This is a genomic window from Thermococcus sp. (assembly GCF_027011145.1).
Classification (GTDB): Archaea; Methanobacteriota_B; Thermococci; order Thermococcales; family Thermococcaceae; genus Thermococcus.
Genome location: NZ_JALVAO010000023.1, coordinates 14,673 through 30,248, shown reverse-complemented (window position 1 = coordinate 30,248; position 15,576 = coordinate 14,673). Strand labels below are relative to the sequence as shown.

Below are 15,576 nucleotides of genomic sequence, written 5' to 3'. Positions count from 1 at the left end.
ACCGTTTTAATAAAGCTGTCCTTCCTCCTTTTGAACTCTTCCGGCTTGATGACTATGGGACTTATCAGTTCGCCGTATTTGAGGAGAATATCCGTTACAACGTCCATAAGCTCGTTGAAATCCACCTCGCCGATTATGAGAAGGTCTATGTCGCTCTCCTCGTCGTAGTCACCTCTCGCGTACGAGCCAAAGAGGATAACCTCCTCTATTGAGTCATCAAAGCGCTTTCGTAGGACTCTTAGAAACTCATCAAGAGCTTGAGCTTTCTTCTCCATGTTCAAGCTCCTCCAGAGCGGTCTTAATTCGCTCAAGGAACCTTTCAGCGTTCTCAACAGGTGTTTTCGTCCCCCATGTATTTAATCCCTTCGTCCCAGTATATTACCCTCCGGGAGGAGGGAAATGGGGACATTGGAGATTGTGGGAGGTACTGTTTTGCTTCTATCAAGCGTTATAGGGCTTCTTGAACCGGTCAAATGGTTCAAAAGTCCAAAATTTGATAAATTGGGAGTGGTAGATCAGATAAAAGAATCCACAATCATCGCAATTGGCATTGTGTTGGGCGAAACGATTTTATTCTTTGATCCTGAGGGAAATATACCGATCTGGATGTTTGCCATGTCTTCATTGGCATTTGTGTTCACTTTGACTTCTTTAGTGATAAACTACCGCCGTCTTAAGCGCTTCGAGCAGGAGGAAATGCTTGAAAAGCTCGCCGAAAAGCTCGGAGAGTCGGTGGCAAAGGGACTGAAGGAAGCGAAGGACTAGGCCCTCATCACCCAGTATTTTTCCTTCCGCATTCCCCTCCGCTTCAGCTCCTCGAAGTGCCTCTTAGCGACATTGTAAAAACCGTTGTCATGGAGGACTATTCCTTCCTTCATGGCATCAAGGGCAGAGGGAGAGAGGTTTTCAAGCGCCCTGAGAAACTCCGCTGGAGTGTAAGCGAGCACATCAACGGGTAAAAACTCTTCGTTGAGTTTGTAGAGAGGCTTTGTCCTCGCTAGAAAGTTCCCACTAAGCTTTCTGGATATCACTATCAGGTCGTAGTCGCTCGCTCGGTTGTAGTCACCCCTAGCCCTAGAACCGAAGAGAATAACCGTGGCGTCTCCGTTGAAGTAGTCAACTATCCTTCTCACGAACCTCTCAATCTCGGGTGAGATTTTCGGCCGTTCTTTTGACGAAGCTGAGGACTTCTTCAGCATAATCAATCATCTCTAGAGCGATATCCTCGGAGTAGTACTCGAAGGGAGAGCCCTCCGGATAGGCATCGGGATATCTCGGAGCTATATAATTCCTGTCAAGTTCCATAGCCCTGTGGAACAGCTCCCTTGGAACTTCAACGCCTTCATCACGCAGGTTTCTGAGAAGCCTCGTTATGGAGTGCCCGATGGGGGCGAAACCCATTCCCCGAAGGAGAGCTTTAACAGCCAGCTCTGCCGCCTGCTGGGCTTTAAAGCTCGCCCACTCATAATCCTTCCCTTCCAGATCCCTGAGGGCAGAGCGAAGGGTCTTTTCAGCCTGCTTCATCCACCTTTCGTACTCGCTCCACTTGAACATGGCAACCACATAAAGTTTGGATTGTGGGTATTTAACACCTTCGTCAGACTTCTGCCCTCTTCACAACCCTCACAACTCCCGGCTCCCCAACTTCGCCCTCAACCTCGAAGATTTTACCCAAAAACCTCTCCACGACCCAGACGTTCGTCACAAGGTGGCTCGTGATTTCGGCAACGCCAATCTCTCCACCCGTGAAGGCCAAGAAGGGTATCAGCTGGTCGCCGAGGAATTTGTCAACGGCCTTTCTCGGCGTTAGCCCTTCCAGCAACTCATCGGCCGCTTCCCTGCCTACTACTTCCGCCGGCTTACCGCGCTTTCCAAGAGCATCACCGCCGAGCCTCAGCGAGTCAGTCTCGGCCCAAACCACTATTCCGCTTCCCGGTCCGAGAGAGCGCGAAACTTCCCTCTCTATTTCGACGGGAACGCTGTAAAAGCTCCTCAGCCTTTCCTCGGCAGCATTTGCCTGCCTCTCAGCGACGTGGGCTGGCAAGTTGGTGGCGTGGCTTATCCCAGCGAAGCGTTCGATTTTCCTCCACTCAAGGGCTATGAGGGGTTTCCTCTCCTCCCAGGGTTCAACTTCCCCAACTACCAGACCGCCACCCTTCGGGTAATGGCCCCTCCTCTTTATCTTGAGCCTAATTCTCAACCCCATTCTCTCAAGGGCAAAGAGCGTGACGTTCTTGAGGTAATCAACGGGCGGGCTCCAGGGCACGTCGGTCCCTCCGGTCACCTCGAAGCTACCCCCGGTGAAGGCCATAGCCGGAAGTAAAGCCTGGAGGACGAGGGTTATACTGCCCGCTGTTTTTATCGGAACGCGAATGTGCTTCGGTTCCGCCTTACCGGGAATGAACTCAAGCCTCGTTGAGCCTACCTGAGCGCCCCTAACCCTCGCGTTGCTCAGCTCCTTCAAAGCCAGAATCCCGTGGAGGTGCTGTGTCCTTAGCCCCGGGTTGGGTCTGTTGGCGCGGATGTTGTATATCCTCACGGGTCTTCCTGTTATTACGGACAGAGCCACCGCCGTTCTGAGTATCTGGCCCCCGCCCTCGCCGTAGGAACCGTTTATTTCAACCCACTCCATTCTCCCACCTTTATTCTCTCCGCTCCTGAACCTAAAAACCTGACGAAAGACTTTTAGGGTGGCCGAACAACTTCCACCGGTGAGAACATGGACGAGCTTGAATTCTGCGTTAAAAGCCTCAGCTATCCCCTCGGCATGCTCCTGGAGAACCTCGAGAGGAAACCCGGGGAACGGGTTGAGGTGAGGAACGGGACCGTTTACCTTCCCAACGTGCCCTTCGCGGCGAAGTGCTACCTCACCGCCCTCGCGCTCTTTGAGAGCCTTGACGTGGTTGATGCCAAGAGGCTCGCCGATGACTTGACATATGTCGAGGACTTCATAGAGAGGGTTCTCTTATCTCCCCTCGGCGAGAAGGTAAGGCCATACGTCGAAAAGTCGAGGGAGCTTATCTCCTCCGGGGACAAGCTGAGCGTGGACTGGCTTGAGTTCGAGAGGAGGAGCGAAAGGGTAAGGCCCTTCCTCGAGAGGATTCTCAATGGAGAAGAGCCCGGGGAAATCGGAAAGCTGAGCGTTGATGAGTGCCTCCTCCTAAGCTACCTCGCCGGGGACAGGAAGAGGCGTGAGAAAGTTAACGCCATCCTCGGAAAGCTGAATCCAGCCTTCAGGGAGGCCGTTAAGGCGTACTTCAGGGCCTTGAGGAGTTGAGCCTTATTGCAATCTTCAGGGCCTCTTCCCTCTCAAGGCCCCTCTTTACTAGCGCTTCCACCAGCTTTGCCAGAGCCTCGACGTTCCTCAGGTTCAGCTTTTCCTCCGGGAGGTTGACGAACTCTAGGGGCACGTTGAAGCCGAGCCTCGATGAGAGCTCCACGGCAAATTCTTCCCTCGTTAGGGGTGGAATCCTTACGTAGGCGGAGAAATCGAAGTCGCGGTATTTTTTCGCGTTTTTGGTCTCCACTATCAGGGGCCCGTCCCGCTCCCCGCTCAGGAGCTCGGCAACGCTTTCTGGACTGGGCTCGCGGAGGATTAGTGCATTCGGAGGAACGAGGTCAGATATGTCAACTCCCCTGAGGTTCTCGACGAGCGTGTCAACTCCGAGTGAAAGAACCTCTCTCCAGTCGAGGGTTTTCACCTCGGGCCTTTTGGCAGTGACCCTTCGATAAAGGACGTCGCTCACGAGGGTTATCTGGTAGACTTCCTTTGTTCCCTCCAGTGTGAGCACGCCGTTGGAGAGCAATCTCAGGCCGAGCCTTGCGAGGGAAGAGCTCAGCTCCTCCTCGCTTCTCGTGGTTATCGCCTTCTTTCCGGAGACGTCTTCAACCCCCCTGCTCACGAGCCTGTAATCGGCCGGGAAGAGGCCCTTTGCGTTAAAAAACTCCTCAAGGGTTTCCTTTGCCCTCTGCTCGTTTATGGCGTAGACCTTGACGAACTCCACGTTTCCCGCTCTGTCAACGCCTATGAAAACGACCGCGTCGCGCCTCTCCCCGGGTGTTAAAATGTCCATCGGCTCACCTCATAGGCTCATGGCTCCCAAAAGTTCTCCGGTTTCGATGTTGAAAATCTCAACGACCCTCTTTCTGGTATCCAGGAGGGCGACGCTCTTTACTCCGGTCAGATAACCGCACACTTCCCCGGGGTTGACCAGTATCGTTCTTCCCACCTCCCTGATTTCGTAGTGGTGGGTGTGGCCGACTATGACGACATCATAGAGCTTGCTGTAGGCGAGTGCCTTAACTAACACTTCGTTCGTCCCGTGGGTTACGGCTATCTTCATACCATCGGCATTAACCTCGATTAGCTCATCTTCTATGCCGAGGGCTCTTCTTAAACCACTTCTCTCACCATCGTTGTTTCCGAAGACTCCCTTGAGGGGGGCTTTGAGCCTCTTGAGTTCCCGGGCGACGAAGGGGGCGACGTAGTCGCCGGCATGGATTACCAGGTCAACGTTCCTCTCGTTAAAGAACTCCACGGCTTTCCTTATGGCGGGAAGGTTATCGTGGGTGTCGCTCATTATCCCAATCAGCATTACCGCTCACCTAAGCCGAAACTCTTCTTTGGAGTTTATAGGGTTATCGAGGTCTAAAGCGTTCCTCCAGTCATTTGTGTTCATGAATGCATTCGAGTGGAAATACAACTGGCATAACCGAGTCCAACACCGTCCTAAGCTGTTCCGACAAGGTTTATTAGACCAAAACCCAAGGCCGTTCAAGGTGGTGGCATGTTCACGGGCAGAGCCCTCATAGCGGTCAAGGTCATTAAACCCTTTTCGGACTGGAATCAGGGTGATATTGTCCTAATCGAGGACTGGAAGGCGAGGGAGCTCTGGGAGGCTGGAATTGTTGAGGTAGTTGACGAGACCGACAAGGTGATAGGCGAGATAGATAAGGCCATAGCGAACGAGAGGGGGAGTGAGCCTCTTACGGCGATTCCTGAGGGGCTCTACGAGAGGGCCGAGTTCTACCTGTATTACCTCGAGAACTACGTCCGTCTGAACCCTGGCGAGAGCGTTGAGACGATAAACGTCAAGCTCACGAAGCTGGCCAACCTCAAGAAAAAGCTTCGCGATTTGAAGATGATACGCTTCAACAAGATTCTCAAGGCCGTGATGCTCAGGCCGAACAGCCTGGAGCTTCTCTCAAGGCTTTCTCCTGAGGAGAGGAGGCTTTACCTCCAGATGTCTAAAATAAGGAACGAGTGGCTTGGTGATGGTTGATGGACAGGGAGGAGATGATTTCTCGCTTTGCAAAGTTTCTCCGCGAGTACGTTGATGATGAGGGCAACGAGGTCTACATCAACCGTCTCAAGGATTTGCTCACCGTCACGCCAAAGCGCTCCCTTGCGATAGACTGGGCGCACCTCAACTCCTTTGACCCTGAACTGGCTGAGGAACTCCTCAACAACCCGGAGGAGGCTATAGCGAGCTGTGAGGACGCAATCCAGATTATCCTGCGCGAGCCTCCTTTGCTCGTTGAGAGGGATTTTAAGGTCCATGCGCGCTTTTACAACCTTCCCAACACGCTACTCGTCAAGGAACTCGGGAGCGAGCACATAAACAGGCTCATTCAGGTTGAGGGAATAATCACGCGCGTGAGTGAGGTGAAGCCCTTCGTTGAGAAGGCCGTCTTTGTGTGCAAGGACTGCGGTAACGAGATGACAAGGCTTCAGAGGCCCTATGAAAATTTAGTCAAGCCGACGAAATGCGACGCTTGTGGCTCAAGAAACATAGAGCTCGACGTTGAGAAGAGCCGTTTCATAAACTTCCAGAGCTTCAGGTTGCAGGACAGGCCCGAGAGTTTGAAGGGTGGCCAAATGCCCCGCTTCGTCGATGCTATCCTGCTTGATGACCTCGTCGATACGGCCCTACCCGGCGACCGTGTTCTGGTAACCGGAATCCTGCGCGTTATTCTTGAGAAAAGGGAGAAGATGCCAATTTTCAAGAAGGTTCTGGAGGTTAACCACATTGAGCAACTCAGCAAGGAAATTGAGGAACTCGAGATTTCCCCCGAGGATGAGCAGAAGATTCGGGAGTTAGCTAAGAGGAAGGACATCGTTGATGCAATAGTTGATTCAATAGCCCCAGCAATCTGGGGGCATAGAATAGTGAAAAAGGGCATAGCACTCGCTCTCTTTGGCGGTGTGCAGAGGGTCCTGCCAGATGGAACGAAGCTTCGCGGTGAGAGCCACGTCCTCCTCGTGGGTGACCCTGGAGTAGCGAAGAGTCAACTTCTCCGCTACGTGGCCAATCTGGCTCCGAGAGCGATTTATACGAGCGGTAAGAGCAGTTCGGCCGCGGGGCTTACGGCGGCAGCGGTAAGGGACGAGTTCACCGGCTCTTGGGTCCTGGAAGCTGGTGTCCTTGTGTTAGCAGATGGCGGGATAGCGTTAATTGATGAATTTGATAAGATGAGTGATCGTGACAGAAGTGCCATTCATGAAGCACTAGAACAACAAAGCGTAAGCATCTCCAAGGCCGGCATTACAGCGACGCTCAACGCGAGGACAACGGTTATAGCGGCGGCCAATCCAAAGTTCGGTCGCTTCAACAGGCACAAATCCCTGCCAGAACAGCTCGACCTTCCACCCACCCTGTTGAGCCGTTTCGACCTAATCTTCCTCCTGCTCGATGAACCGGATGAGAAAATAGATGCCAGCATAGCCGAGCACATCCTCAGGGTGAGAAGGGGAGAAGCCGAGGTGGTAACGCCGAAGATACCCTACGACCTGCTGAAGAAGTATATAGCCTACGCGAGAAAGAACGTTCACCCGGTTCTGAGCAGGGAGGCGATGGAAGAAATCAAGCGCTACTACGTGAAGATGAGGAAGGGCCTCAAGAGGAGCGACGACGAGGGGGTCCAGCCGATACCGATAACGGCGAGACAGCTGGAGGCCCTGATTAGGCTGAGCGAGGCCCACGCCAGGATGCGCCTGAGCGAGACTGTAACGAGAGAAGATGCAAGGGCCGCTATAGAGCTCATAGAGGCCATGATGAGAACCATCGCCGTTGATGAGGAGGGCAACATAGACGTCTCAATCCTTGAGGTTGGTAAGAGCTCAAAGAAGCTCAACAAGATAGAGAAGCTGGTCGATATCATCAAGAACCTTGAAAGCGAAGGCGACTACGGCGCTCCGGCCGAGAAGGTAATCGAAGCGGCCAAGCAGGCTGGAGTTGGAAGCAAGCGTGAGGTGGAGAAGCTAATCGAGGAGCTCAAGGCCGATGGCAGAATCTACGAACCGAGGGCCGGCTTCTACAGGGTGCTCTAACAAAGGTTATAAAGCGAAGGGAAAACCTATGAGGGGGTGAGAACATGAGCGAGAGCATTGACTTTTACGACTTTGAGAAGCTCCTTGATAAGGCTTACGAGGAGTTGCCCGAGAACGTTAAGTCCCACAAGTCCCGTTTCGAGGTTCCTCCGGCAGTTGTTACGATAGCGGGCAACAAGACGATTATCGAGAACTTCGTGGACATAGCAGAGGCCATGAACCGCGATCCGAACCACCTCCTGAAGTTCATTCTCCGTGAGGTGGCAACCGCCGGAACCCTAGAGGGCAGGCGCGTAATCCTCCAGGGACGCTTTACTCCGTATCTGATAGCCAACAAGATGAAGAAGTACCTCAAGGAGTACGTCATCTGTCCGGTCTGTGGAAGCCCCGATACCAAGATTATCAAGCGTGGGCGCTTCCACTTCCTCAAATGTGAGGCCTGTGGTGCTGAAACACCAATACAGCACCTCTGAGGTCTTCCTTCTTTTTTTATCCCTTTATGGACAAATTATCCATTTTTGGGTGAAATTTTCCTTCTCAAAAACCCTTTTAAACTTTACAAACTACAACCCCTAAGAAATCAAGGGGGTTACTCTTATGGGCATGGAGGAAAAGCTCAAGGAGCTTTACGAGAAGAGGGAGAAGATTCTCGCCATGGGCGGTGAAAAGGCCGTCGAAAAACAGCACGCCAAGGGCAAACTCACCGCCCGCGAAAGGATTGAGAAGCTCCTCGACCCCGGAAGTTTTGTGGAAATCGGTATGTTCGTTAAGCACAGAGGCACTGAATTCGGCCTCGACAAGAAGGAACTTCCAGCCGATGGAGTTATAACCGGCTACGGAACGATTGACGGCAGGCTTGTTTTTGTTTACGCCCAGGACTTCACGGTGATGGGCGGTTCTCTCGGCGAGATGCACGCGATGAAGATAAAGCGCGTCATGGAGCTGGCCCTCGAAGCTGGAGCACCTGTCATAGGCCTCAACGACTCCGGTGGGGCCAGGATTCAGGAGGGGGTTGATGCCCTCAAGGGCTACGGTGAAATTTTCAAGATGAACACCCTCCTCAGCGGTGTTGTGCCCCAGATAACCGCTATAATGGGCCCCTGTGCCGGTGGTGCCGTTTACAGCCCTGCCATAGGGGACTTCATTCTCATGGTTGACAACCCCGCGAGCTTCATGTTCATCACCGGTCCGCAGGTAGTCAAAGCAGTCACCGGCGTTGAAGTTACCCCAGTTCAGCTCGGTGGAGCGATGGTTCACGCCCAGAAGGCCGGACAGGCCCACCTGATAGGGAAGAGCGACGAGGAGGTTCTTGCCCTAATCAGGAGGCTCATAAGCTATTTGCCATCGAACAACATGGAGAAGCCACCGCGCGTTAAGACTAATGATTTGCCCTTCCGGAAGAGCGAGAGGCTCTATGAAATTGTCCCTGACGACCCGAACAAGCCCTATGACGTCAGGGATGTCATCTACGAGATAGTTGACAGAGATGAGAACGGCAACCCGGATTTCCTTGAGATTCTGCCCTATTTCGCTCCCAACGCGGTTGTTGGCTTTGGAAGGATGAACGGGCAGACCGTTGGAATAGTTGCTAACAACCCGAGGTATTTCGCGGGCGTTCTTGATATAGATTCGAGCGATAAAATTGCGCGCTTTGTGAGAACCTGTGACGCCTTCAACATACCAATAGTTACGCTCGTTGACGTCCCCGGTTATCTACCGGGCGTTGACCAGGAGAGCAGGGGAATAATAAGACACGGCGCCAAGGTTCTCTACGCGTACTCCGAGGCGACCGTCCCGATGGTCACTGTAATCCTGAGGAAAGCCTATGGAGGAGCCTACCTCGCTATGGGAAGCAAGCACCTTGGAGCCGACTTCGTCTTCGCGTGGCCCACAGCCGAGATAGCGGTTATGGGTCCGGAGGGAGCGGCCAACATCATATTCAGGAAGGAAATCGCTCAAGCGGAGAACCCCGAGGAGGTCAGACAGCAGAAGATAGCCGAGTACCGTGAGAAGTTCGCCAACCCCTACGTGGCGGCCGCTAGAGGATACATTGATGACGTCATAGACCCGGCCGAGACCAGGGGCAAGGTCATCATGGCACTTGAGGCCCTTGAGAGCAAGCGCGTTAAGTTGCCACCCAAGAAGCACGGCAACATACCCCTGTGAGGTGGAAGCATGAGCCAGATAATCGAGGGCGGGTGGATTACCGTCATAGGAATTACAGTAGTCTTTACAATCCTAACGATACTTGCTTTAGTTCTGTATGCCATTGGTGCCTTTGAGAAAGGAATGACTGAAAGAAAGAAATCCATGGAAGTTGAAAAGGTTGAAGAAATCAAAACTCCAGAAATCAAAACCGAGGAAATCCCGCCGAGGGATCTGGCGATAATCACGGCATCTATTCTCGCCTACCTAGCCAAGAAGGCCGAAGTTGCCCGTCCCCTGCCTTTTAAGAGAAAGGTTTCCGACGCGTGGCGCCTTTACGGTCTCCAGAGCGGTATGGAGGAGGTTGAGAACTTCAACTACGAGATTAGGAAGTGGTGAAGATGAAGGTTAAGGTCATCGTTGATGGAAGGGAGTACGAAGTTGAAGTTGAGGAACTGCCCGGAAACAAGTTCAAGGTCAGCTTCGAGGGCAAGAGTTATGAAGTCAAAGCCGAGGGACTTGGGATAGCTCTCCCGAGCGTTCCTGAAACGGGTGTCAGCGCTCCTTCGTCTGCTCCCGTTAGTGCTCCTGTATCAACGCCTGCTCCGAGTTCTGTTCCTGTTCAGGCTTCGCCGAATACAGTCACTGCCCCAATGCCTGGCAAGATACTTAAGGTTCTTGTTAGCGAGGGTCAGGAAGTTAAAACCGGTCAGGGACTCGTTGTTCTTGAGGCCATGAAGATGGAGAATGAGATTCCAGCTCCCAAGGATGGGGTTGTAAAGAAAATCTACGTCAAAGAAGGCGACACCGTAAACACAGGCGACCCATTAGTTGAGCTCGGGTGATGGGAAATGGCCAGCTTCGTGGACTTCCTCAACACAATGGGTCTGCTCCACCTCACGGTAGGGAACCTAATCATGATTGCAGTGGGTCTAACGCTCGTCTACCTTGCCATAAGGTATGAGATGGAACCCCTCCTGCTCCTGCCTATAGGTATCACCGCGGTTCTCGTAAACCTTCCCCTCAACGGCATAGCGAACTGTCCAACTGTCGGCGGAATCTGCTCCCACCCGGGACTGCTTGACATAGTCTACCACTACCTCATCAAGACCGAGATAGTGCCCCTCCTGATATTCTTCGGCCTCGGTGCGATGACGGATTTCGGGCCTTTGATAGCGGACCCGAAGACGGCACTCCTCGGTGCCGCGGCTCAGGTGGGTGTTTTCGTTGCCATGCTCACGGCTCTGGCTCTTGGATTTAACATCAACCAGGCGGCTTCAATAGGAATAATAGGCGGTGCCGACGGGCCAACGACCATATATCTGACCACCAAGCTCGCCCCGGAGATACTTGGAGCCACAGCGGTCGCCGCTTACTCCTATATGAGCCTCGTCCCCTTAATTCAGCCACCCATTATAAAGGCCCTAACAAGCCCCGAGGAGAGAAGGATAAGGATGGAACAGCTCAGGCCGGTCTCAAAGCGCGAGAAAATCCTTTTCCCGATAGTTACCATGATAGTCATCGGCCTCCTCGTTCCGAGCTCAGCTCCCCTTATAGGCATGCTCATGATGGGCAACCTCTTCCGTGAGAGTGGCGTTGTTCCAAGGCTCACTAAGGCAGCACAGGAAGAGCTTATGAACATTGTGACGATATTCCTGGGCCTTGGTGTGGGTTCCACGATGCGCGCTGAAAGCTTCTTGACTCCCCAGACACTCATGATTCTCGGCCTTGGTGTGGTTGCCTTTGCAAGCGCCACTGCCGGAGGAGTGCTCTTCGGAAAGCTGATGAGCAAGCTCTCTGGCGGAAGAATAAACCCGATGATTGGAGCGGCTGGAGTTTCAGCTGTTCCGATGTCAGCCAGGGTCGTTCAGCGCTTAGCAAGTGAGGAGGATCCGGGCAACTTCATACTAATGCATGCCATGGGCCCGAACGTTGCCGGCGTTATAGGAACGGCTGTGGTGGCTGGTGTTTTCCTGGCCCTACTCGGCTGACGTTTTTTCCGTTTCCTTTTCTAAAACCTTAAATAGGGGGACAGCGCTTTAGGTTAAGCGGTGGTAGAACATGAGGGTAAAGACCCTGATGACAAAGGACCCAGTGGTTATACAGCTACCGGCGACTAGGGATTACGCCCTTGAGCTCTTCAAAAAGCACAACGTCCGCTCATTCCCAGTTGTCAACAAGGAGGGTAAGCTCGTCGGAATAATAAGCATCAAAAACGTCCTCATAAACCCCGACGAGGACCAGTTGGCAATGCTAGTCAAGAGGGACGTTCCAACTGTCAGGGCAAACGATGACCTGAAGAAGGCCGTCAGGAAAATGCTTGAAAGAGACTACAGGCGCGTTGTGGTCGTTGATGACGAGGACAGGCCCATTGGAATTCTTACGGTTGGGGACATCGTCAGGAGGTATCTCTCTAAAAACGAGAAGCTGAAGGAGATTAGCATCGAGCCCTACTACCAGAGAAACGTCAGCGTCGTCTGGCGTGGAACTCCTCTCAAAGCAGCCCTGAAGGCCCTTCTCTTGTGCAACGCCATGGCGATTCCGGTTATAGACGATGAGGGGAACTTAATTGGAATGGTTGACGAGACCGACCTTTTAAGGGACAGCGAGATTATTAGGGTTATGAAACAGAGTGCACTGTCCGTTTCGAGCGAAGAGGACTGGATTCTTGAAAGCAACCCGACGCTACTCTTCGAGAAGGCTGAGCTCCAGTTACCAAAGAAGCCGGTTGAGGAGATAATGAACCCCAACGTTGTCGTTGCAACCCCCCACATGAGCGTTTACGAAGTGGCTCAAAAGATGGTGAAGTACGAGATAGAGCAATTGCCCGTTATCAAGGGCGAGGGAGAGCTTGTTGGAATAGTTCGCGACATGGACATAATCAAGGTAATCCTCAACAAGTGATTTAAGCCCCTCTTCCTTTTCTATTCCGGTGGGTTAGATGGAAGTTAGGGTTCAGCTCTTCGGCTTCGGGAACGTTGGAAGGGCCGTTGCGAGGGTTCTCCTCGAAAAAGAGCGCTTTTTCAGGGAGAAATACGGCCTGTCATTCAGGGTCGTTAGTGTTTCCGATACCAGCGGGACGGTATGGCTCCCCGAGGGAATCGACCTGAGGGAGGCTCTGCTCGTCAAGGAGAACTTTGGAAGGCTCTCCGCCTGGACGAACGACTACGAGGTCTATAACTTCTCTCCCTCTGATGCTGTAAAGGAAATCGAGTCTGACGTTGTGATTGACGTAACCAACGACGGGAACGCTTACCTATGGCACCTTGAAGCCCTCAAAGAGGGCAAAGCTGTCGTTACGAGCAACAAGCCACCGCTGGCTTTTCATTATGCTGAGCTTATGGGGGAATCCGAAAAGAGGAGTCTTCCATACCTCTTTGAGGCGACTGTCATGGCCGGAACTCCAATCATCGGAATCCTCCGCGAGAACCTCCTTGCCGATTCCGTTGAAAGAGTAAGGGCCGTGCTGAACGCTACGACGACCTTTATACTGACGAGGATGGAGCAGGGAGTTGACTTTGAGAGGGCATTGAAACAGGCTCAGGAGCTGGGAATAGCGGAGCGGGACCCGAGTGGGGACGTTATGGGGATAGACGCTGGATATAAGGCCACAATCCTCCACTGCGTGGCTTTCAAACCGATAACCTTCGACAGAATCAGCGTTAAGGGAATCGTGGAGGTAACCGTTGATGAAGTTAAGAGGGCCCTTGCGAAGGGCAGAAGGATAAGACTGGTTGCCACCGTTGAGGAGGGGAAGGTAACAGTCGCCCCCGAGGAGGTAACGGGTCCACTCGCGGTTTCAACCAATGAAAACGTTGCCCTACTCGAGAGCGACCTTTTGGGAGGTCTGCTCCTCAGGGGCGCCGGGGCCGGGCTCAAAGAAACGGCCAGCGGTGTGGTGAGCGACCTGGTTAAGGCCTCGCTGAGACTCATGGAAGGGTGATTTCCTCATTTTTTTGACTTTATCCTGAGTTCCACCTTCCCGAAGCGATGCCTAATCGCGCGGACCTCCAGCGTTCCGCAGGGAGTTTCGAGTTTTTCCTCCTCAAAGAGCGGGAAGAAAGTTTTGGAGAGGACATTTCCATCGGAGTCTCTGAGGACTATGGTTGACGTCGAGTAGTCCGGAATCAGGAGGAACGTTTTTCCGTTGCACTCTAATCTAACTGCTCGGAATCGGGTCGCTAAAATAAGAAACGCCAGGGCCATGAAAACGTTGGGTAGGGCATAGGGGAGTCTTTTGGTGGCTATTCCGACAAAGAGGAAAACTAGGGACAGGGCCAAAAAGGTGATACCTGCCTTCCAGAGCCTTTCGTCTCTCACGAGGATTTTTCTAAGTTTGGCCATCGTTATCATGTGGCAATAACACTTTTTAACCCTGTCTCGAGTTTAGAGCGGTGAAACCATGGAGCACGTTATAGCGCTCCACCAGGTCTACGCGGAGCTGATATTCAGGGGCCTGAAAACCGTTGAGGTCAGAAAGAGGAAGGCCTTTGAGGAAGGCGACCTCGTTTTCCTCTACATAGCGCGGGGGAACCCCTACGAGCTCAGGGACACGCTGAGGAGACTCGGTCTCCATGAGGAGCAGACCCTAACGGAGAGGGGGACGATAGCCGGAGGATTCGAGGTGGGGGAGGTCATAAAGGCAGACCTTGATACGCTCTGGGAGATTGCAAAAGACACGAGCGGTTTGACCCTTGTCCACGGCGAGAACGGGAAGAAATGGCTGGGCAACTACATCAGGGACTACGGTTACGTCTTTACAATAGAGAGGCCATTTCTATTCGAGAAGCCGATGAGCAGGGAGGAGATGAAAGAAAGGTACGGAATTCACGTGGAGGGAATAATCCACCTCTCAAGAAAAACGAGAAAGCCCTGGGTCAGGGCTCTAATAGAGGACCTGCTTGCTAGGGACTACTTCTACCCCTGACGTTCCTCCCCGCTTTCTTTGGAGTCCTCTGTCCCTTCCGGTTCAACGATTTTGTAGGGTCCAAGGCTGAGCTTTTTGATTTCTTCCTCCGTCAAAAGCCTGCTCTTGACCTTCTCGCCTATCAGGGCGCTGTTGCCGAGGGGGTCCGCTATCTTAACAGTCAGGGGTTTTTTGCCCTCCTTGACCTCTTCGATGTACTCTAGTATTTCATCTGCCTTCTTTACGGCCTCCTCGTCACCCTCCTGTTTTCTGAACTCCCTCGCCATTAGAAGGGTCTCGCGAACCCTCTCAAGGACACCTTCGACGTTGGTTATGAAACCTTCCGCAGCGGGCCCGGGTTCAATCTTAACCCCTATTTCCTCGAGCTCTATCGTCCCGCTCTTGCTCCTCACGACCCTCGTGAAAAGGTCTTTCTCGTTCTCGACCCTTACCGTGTAGAGCTTCGGTGGCCTGTCCTCGAGTATCATGACGTCGGCGTTTCTGTAGCCACACTTCTCGCAATATATCGTGCTCTCCATGACCTTGCCGAAGTATGGAATCTCATGGATGTGCTGTATGGCCTTTAACGTCCCTTTTCCGCCACAGATTGGGCAGTCCCCAAGGCTTATGACCTGAACCTCGCCGAGCTCGGGGTTAACGTTAACCTTCTCGCCTTTTTTCTCACCCATGAGCATCACCGGGAAAAGAACAGAAAAACGCCTTTATAAAGGCATGGTATCGTTTGAAGTTTGAAAAATAAAAGCTTCACTTGGAGATTTTTATGTCCTCGGGAACGAGAATAAGTTTAATCTCGGCTTTGCATATCTTCGCCGCCTGTCCGCCTAAGGCACTAACCATACCCTTAATCTGCTCAGCAACCTTCTCGAGGACATCGGGCCTCTTCTCAAGAGGCGTTAGGTCGACTAAAACGATGTTACCCTCCTGGAGCTCGCTGGAAATCCTTTCGAGGTCGGAGTAGCTTGTCACGGTTATCTTCTTCAAATACCGAACCTGCGGTTTAATTAGTTCCTTAGCAAGAACATCCTCCTCAATCGGAACAACATCGATATCGTTCCTAGGAGCTACGTCTTTTTTGATGCTCGCTGGAGGTTTCATTTTAGGTTTCTTCTCCTTTTTTTTGAGGCTGTCGAACAATCCCATGGGTATTCCCCCCGGTTAATCGTAATGCTGTGTA

General features: G+C 52.6%; 21 protein-coding genes. 12 read left to right on the top strand and 9 right to left on the bottom strand.

Annotated features, from left to right (window positions below; genetic code table 11):
* Positions 1–332: nucleotidyltransferase domain-containing protein (locus MVG27_RS02405; protein WP_297556088.1), on the bottom strand; the 332-nt coding region annotated here is incomplete at its 3' end.
* Positions 333–399: 67 nt separating this feature from the next.
* Between MVG27_RS02405 and MVG27_RS02400 the strand changes: the two genes are divergently transcribed.
* Positions 400–765, top strand: coding sequence for a hypothetical protein (locus MVG27_RS02400; protein WP_297550556.1), 366 nt, complete (start codon positions 400–402; stop codon positions 763–765).
* Here the strand turns inward: MVG27_RS02400 and MVG27_RS02395 are convergent.
* The 3 genes from MVG27_RS02395 to rtcA are packed head-to-tail and all read right to left on the bottom strand — an operon-like array spanning position 762 to position 2,632.
* Positions 762–1,199 carry a nucleotidyltransferase domain-containing protein gene (locus MVG27_RS02395; RefSeq protein ID WP_297550554.1) on the bottom strand — a complete coding sequence of 146 codons (438 nt, stop codon included), beginning with the start codon at positions 1,197–1,199 and terminating at the stop codon, positions 762–764. The genes MVG27_RS02400 and MVG27_RS02395 overlap by 4 nt on opposite strands.
* On the bottom strand, positions 1,141–1,554 hold the full coding sequence (locus MVG27_RS02390; RefSeq protein WP_297550572.1) for a HEPN domain-containing protein: 414 nt from the start codon (positions 1,552–1,554) through the stop codon (positions 1,141–1,143). Before MVG27_RS02390 ends, MVG27_RS02395 begins: the two co-directional genes overlap by 59 nt.
* Before the next feature lie 43 nt (positions 1,555–1,597).
* Positions 1,598–2,632 (bottom strand): RNA 3'-terminal phosphate cyclase, encoded by a 1,035-nt coding sequence (gene rtcA, locus MVG27_RS02385; RefSeq protein ID WP_297556086.1) that lies wholly within the window; start codon positions 2,630–2,632, stop codon positions 1,598–1,600.
* Between the two features lie 87 nt (positions 2,633–2,719).
* Between rtcA and MVG27_RS02380 the strand changes: the two genes are divergently transcribed.
* The gene (locus MVG27_RS02380) at positions 2,720–3,277 is read left to right on the top strand and encodes a hypothetical protein (protein ID WP_297550931.1); all 558 of its coding nucleotides are present in this window, start codon (positions 2,720–2,722) and stop codon (positions 3,275–3,277) included.
* Here the strand turns inward: MVG27_RS02380 and MVG27_RS02375 are convergent.
* Positions 3,258–4,073, bottom strand: coding sequence for a hypothetical protein (locus MVG27_RS02375; protein ID WP_297550933.1), 816 nt, complete (start codon positions 4,071–4,073; stop codon positions 3,258–3,260). The two genes, MVG27_RS02380 and MVG27_RS02375, sit on opposite strands and share 20 nt — an antisense overlap.
* Before the next feature lie 9 nt (positions 4,074–4,082).
* Positions 4,083–4,595: a metallophosphoesterase gene (locus MVG27_RS02370; protein WP_297550935.1), complete on the bottom strand. Its 513-nt coding sequence runs from the start codon at positions 4,593–4,595 to the stop codon at positions 4,083–4,085.
* Positions 4,596–4,787: 192 nt separating this feature from the next.
* Between MVG27_RS02370 and MVG27_RS02365 the strand changes: the two genes are divergently transcribed.
* The 9 genes from MVG27_RS02365 (at position 4,788) to MVG27_RS02325 (ending at position 13,418) form a co-directional block, all read left to right on the top strand.
* Positions 4,788–5,282, top strand: a complete 495-nt coding sequence (locus tag MVG27_RS02365; protein ID WP_297550937.1) for a hypothetical protein — start codon at positions 4,788–4,790, stop codon at positions 5,280–5,282.
* A complete protein-coding gene (locus tag MVG27_RS02360; RefSeq protein WP_297550939.1) occupies positions 5,282–7,330 on the top strand; it encodes a minichromosome maintenance protein MCM in 2,049 nt (682 codons plus the stop codon). Before MVG27_RS02365 ends, MVG27_RS02360 begins: the two co-directional genes overlap by 1 nt.
* Positions 7,331–7,374: 44 nt before the next feature.
* On the top strand, positions 7,375–7,803 hold the full coding sequence (locus MVG27_RS02355; RefSeq protein ID WP_297470735.1) for a translation initiation factor IF-2 subunit beta: 429 nt from the start codon (positions 7,375–7,377) through the stop codon (positions 7,801–7,803).
* A gap of 124 nt (positions 7,804–7,927) precedes the next feature.
* A complete protein-coding gene (locus tag MVG27_RS02350) occupies positions 7,928–9,496 on the top strand; it encodes a carboxyl transferase domain-containing protein (RefSeq protein WP_297550941.1) in 1,569 nt (522 codons plus the stop codon).
* Between the two features lie 9 nt (positions 9,497–9,505).
* Positions 9,506–9,874, top strand: a complete 369-nt coding sequence (locus MVG27_RS02345) for an OadG family protein (RefSeq protein WP_297550943.1) — start codon at positions 9,506–9,508, stop codon at positions 9,872–9,874.
* Positions 9,875–9,876: 2 nt separating this feature from the next.
* Positions 9,877–10,320, top strand: a complete 444-nt coding sequence (locus MVG27_RS02340; protein WP_297550965.1) for an acetyl-CoA carboxylase biotin carboxyl carrier protein subunit — start codon at positions 9,877–9,879, stop codon at positions 10,318–10,320.
* 6 nt (positions 10,321–10,326) lie between these two features.
* Positions 10,327–11,466 carry a sodium ion-translocating decarboxylase subunit beta gene (locus MVG27_RS02335; protein WP_297550945.1) on the top strand — a complete coding sequence of 380 codons (1,140 nt, stop codon included), beginning with the start codon at positions 10,327–10,329 and terminating at the stop codon, positions 11,464–11,466.
* A 70-nt stretch (positions 11,467–11,536) separates the two neighbouring features.
* Positions 11,537–12,379 carry a CBS domain-containing protein gene (locus MVG27_RS02330; protein WP_297550947.1) on the top strand — a complete coding sequence of 281 codons (843 nt, stop codon included), beginning with the start codon at positions 11,537–11,539 and terminating at the stop codon, positions 12,377–12,379.
* 37 nt (positions 12,380–12,416) lie between these two features.
* Complete coding sequence (locus MVG27_RS02325) at positions 12,417–13,418, top strand: homoserine dehydrogenase (RefSeq protein WP_297550949.1); 1,002 nt, start codon at positions 12,417–12,419, stop codon at positions 13,416–13,418.
* A 5-nt stretch (positions 13,419–13,423) separates the two neighbouring features.
* Here the strand turns inward: MVG27_RS02325 and MVG27_RS02320 are convergent, their stop codons facing one another.
* The gene (locus MVG27_RS02320; RefSeq protein ID WP_297550951.1) at positions 13,424–13,819 is read right to left on the bottom strand and encodes a hypothetical protein; all 396 of its coding nucleotides are present in this window, start codon (positions 13,817–13,819) and stop codon (positions 13,424–13,426) included.
* 58 nt (positions 13,820–13,877) lie between these two features.
* Here MVG27_RS02320 and MVG27_RS02315 point away from each other — a divergent pair, with 58 nt between their 5' ends.
* Complete coding sequence (locus MVG27_RS02315; protein WP_297470752.1) at positions 13,878–14,402, top strand: ASCH domain-containing protein; 525 nt, start codon at positions 13,878–13,880, stop codon at positions 14,400–14,402.
* Here the strand turns inward: MVG27_RS02315 and MVG27_RS02310 are convergent.
* Positions 14,393–15,070, bottom strand: coding sequence for a ZPR1 zinc finger domain-containing protein (locus MVG27_RS02310; protein WP_297550967.1), 678 nt, complete (start codon positions 15,068–15,070; stop codon positions 14,393–14,395). The two genes, MVG27_RS02315 and MVG27_RS02310, sit on opposite strands and share 10 nt — an antisense overlap.
* 76 nt (positions 15,071–15,146) lie before the next feature.
* The gene (gene sepF, locus MVG27_RS02305) at positions 15,147–15,542 is read right to left on the bottom strand and encodes a cell division protein SepF (protein ID WP_297550953.1); all 396 of its coding nucleotides are present in this window, start codon (positions 15,540–15,542) and stop codon (positions 15,147–15,149) included.
* Positions 15,543–15,576 lie beyond the last annotated feature (34 nt).

Coding starts and splice junctions, on each gene's coding strand:
- MVG27_RS02400 (WP_297550556.1), top strand. CDS start 400: ATGGGGACATTGGAGATTGTGGGAGGTACTGTTTTGCTTCTATCAAGC.
- MVG27_RS02395 (WP_297550554.1), bottom strand. CDS start 1,199: ATGCTGAAGAAGTCCTCAGCTTCGTCAAAAGAACGGCCGAAAATCTCA.
- MVG27_RS02390 (WP_297550572.1), bottom strand. CDS start 1,554: ATGTTCAAGTGGAGCGAGTACGAAAGGTGGATGAAGCAGGCTGAAAAG.
- rtcA (WP_297556086.1), bottom strand. CDS start 2,632: ATGGAGTGGGTTGAAATAAACGGTTCCTACGGCGAGGGCGGGGGCCAG.
- MVG27_RS02380 (WP_297550931.1), top strand. CDS start 2,720: ATGGACGAGCTTGAATTCTGCGTTAAAAGCCTCAGCTATCCCCTCGGC.
- MVG27_RS02375 (WP_297550933.1), bottom strand. CDS start 4,073: ATGGACATTTTAACACCCGGGGAGAGGCGCGACGCGGTCGTTTTCATA.
- MVG27_RS02370 (WP_297550935.1), bottom strand. CDS start 4,595: ATGCTGATTGGGATAATGAGCGACACCCACGATAACCTTCCCGCCATA.
- MVG27_RS02365 (WP_297550937.1), top strand. CDS start 4,788: ATGTTCACGGGCAGAGCCCTCATAGCGGTCAAGGTCATTAAACCCTTT.
- MVG27_RS02360 (WP_297550939.1), top strand. CDS start 5,282: ATGGACAGGGAGGAGATGATTTCTCGCTTTGCAAAGTTTCTCCGCGAG.
- MVG27_RS02355 (WP_297470735.1), top strand. CDS start 7,375: ATGAGCGAGAGCATTGACTTTTACGACTTTGAGAAGCTCCTTGATAAG.
- MVG27_RS02350 (WP_297550941.1), top strand. CDS start 7,928: ATGGGCATGGAGGAAAAGCTCAAGGAGCTTTACGAGAAGAGGGAGAAG.
- MVG27_RS02345 (WP_297550943.1), top strand. CDS start 9,506: ATGAGCCAGATAATCGAGGGCGGGTGGATTACCGTCATAGGAATTACA.
- MVG27_RS02340 (WP_297550965.1), top strand. CDS start 9,877: ATGAAGGTTAAGGTCATCGTTGATGGAAGGGAGTACGAAGTTGAAGTT.
- MVG27_RS02335 (WP_297550945.1), top strand. CDS start 10,327: ATGGCCAGCTTCGTGGACTTCCTCAACACAATGGGTCTGCTCCACCTC.
- MVG27_RS02330 (WP_297550947.1), top strand. CDS start 11,537: ATGAGGGTAAAGACCCTGATGACAAAGGACCCAGTGGTTATACAGCTA.
- MVG27_RS02325 (WP_297550949.1), top strand. CDS start 12,417: ATGGAAGTTAGGGTTCAGCTCTTCGGCTTCGGGAACGTTGGAAGGGCC.
- MVG27_RS02320 (WP_297550951.1), bottom strand. CDS start 13,819: ATGGCCAAACTTAGAAAAATCCTCGTGAGAGACGAAAGGCTCTGGAAG.
- MVG27_RS02315 (WP_297470752.1), top strand. CDS start 13,878: ATGGAGCACGTTATAGCGCTCCACCAGGTCTACGCGGAGCTGATATTC.
- MVG27_RS02310 (WP_297550967.1), bottom strand. CDS start 15,070: ATGGGTGAGAAAAAAGGCGAGAAGGTTAACGTTAACCCCGAGCTCGGC.
- sepF (WP_297550953.1), bottom strand. CDS start 15,542: ATGGGATTGTTCGACAGCCTCAAAAAAAAGGAGAAGAAACCTAAAATG.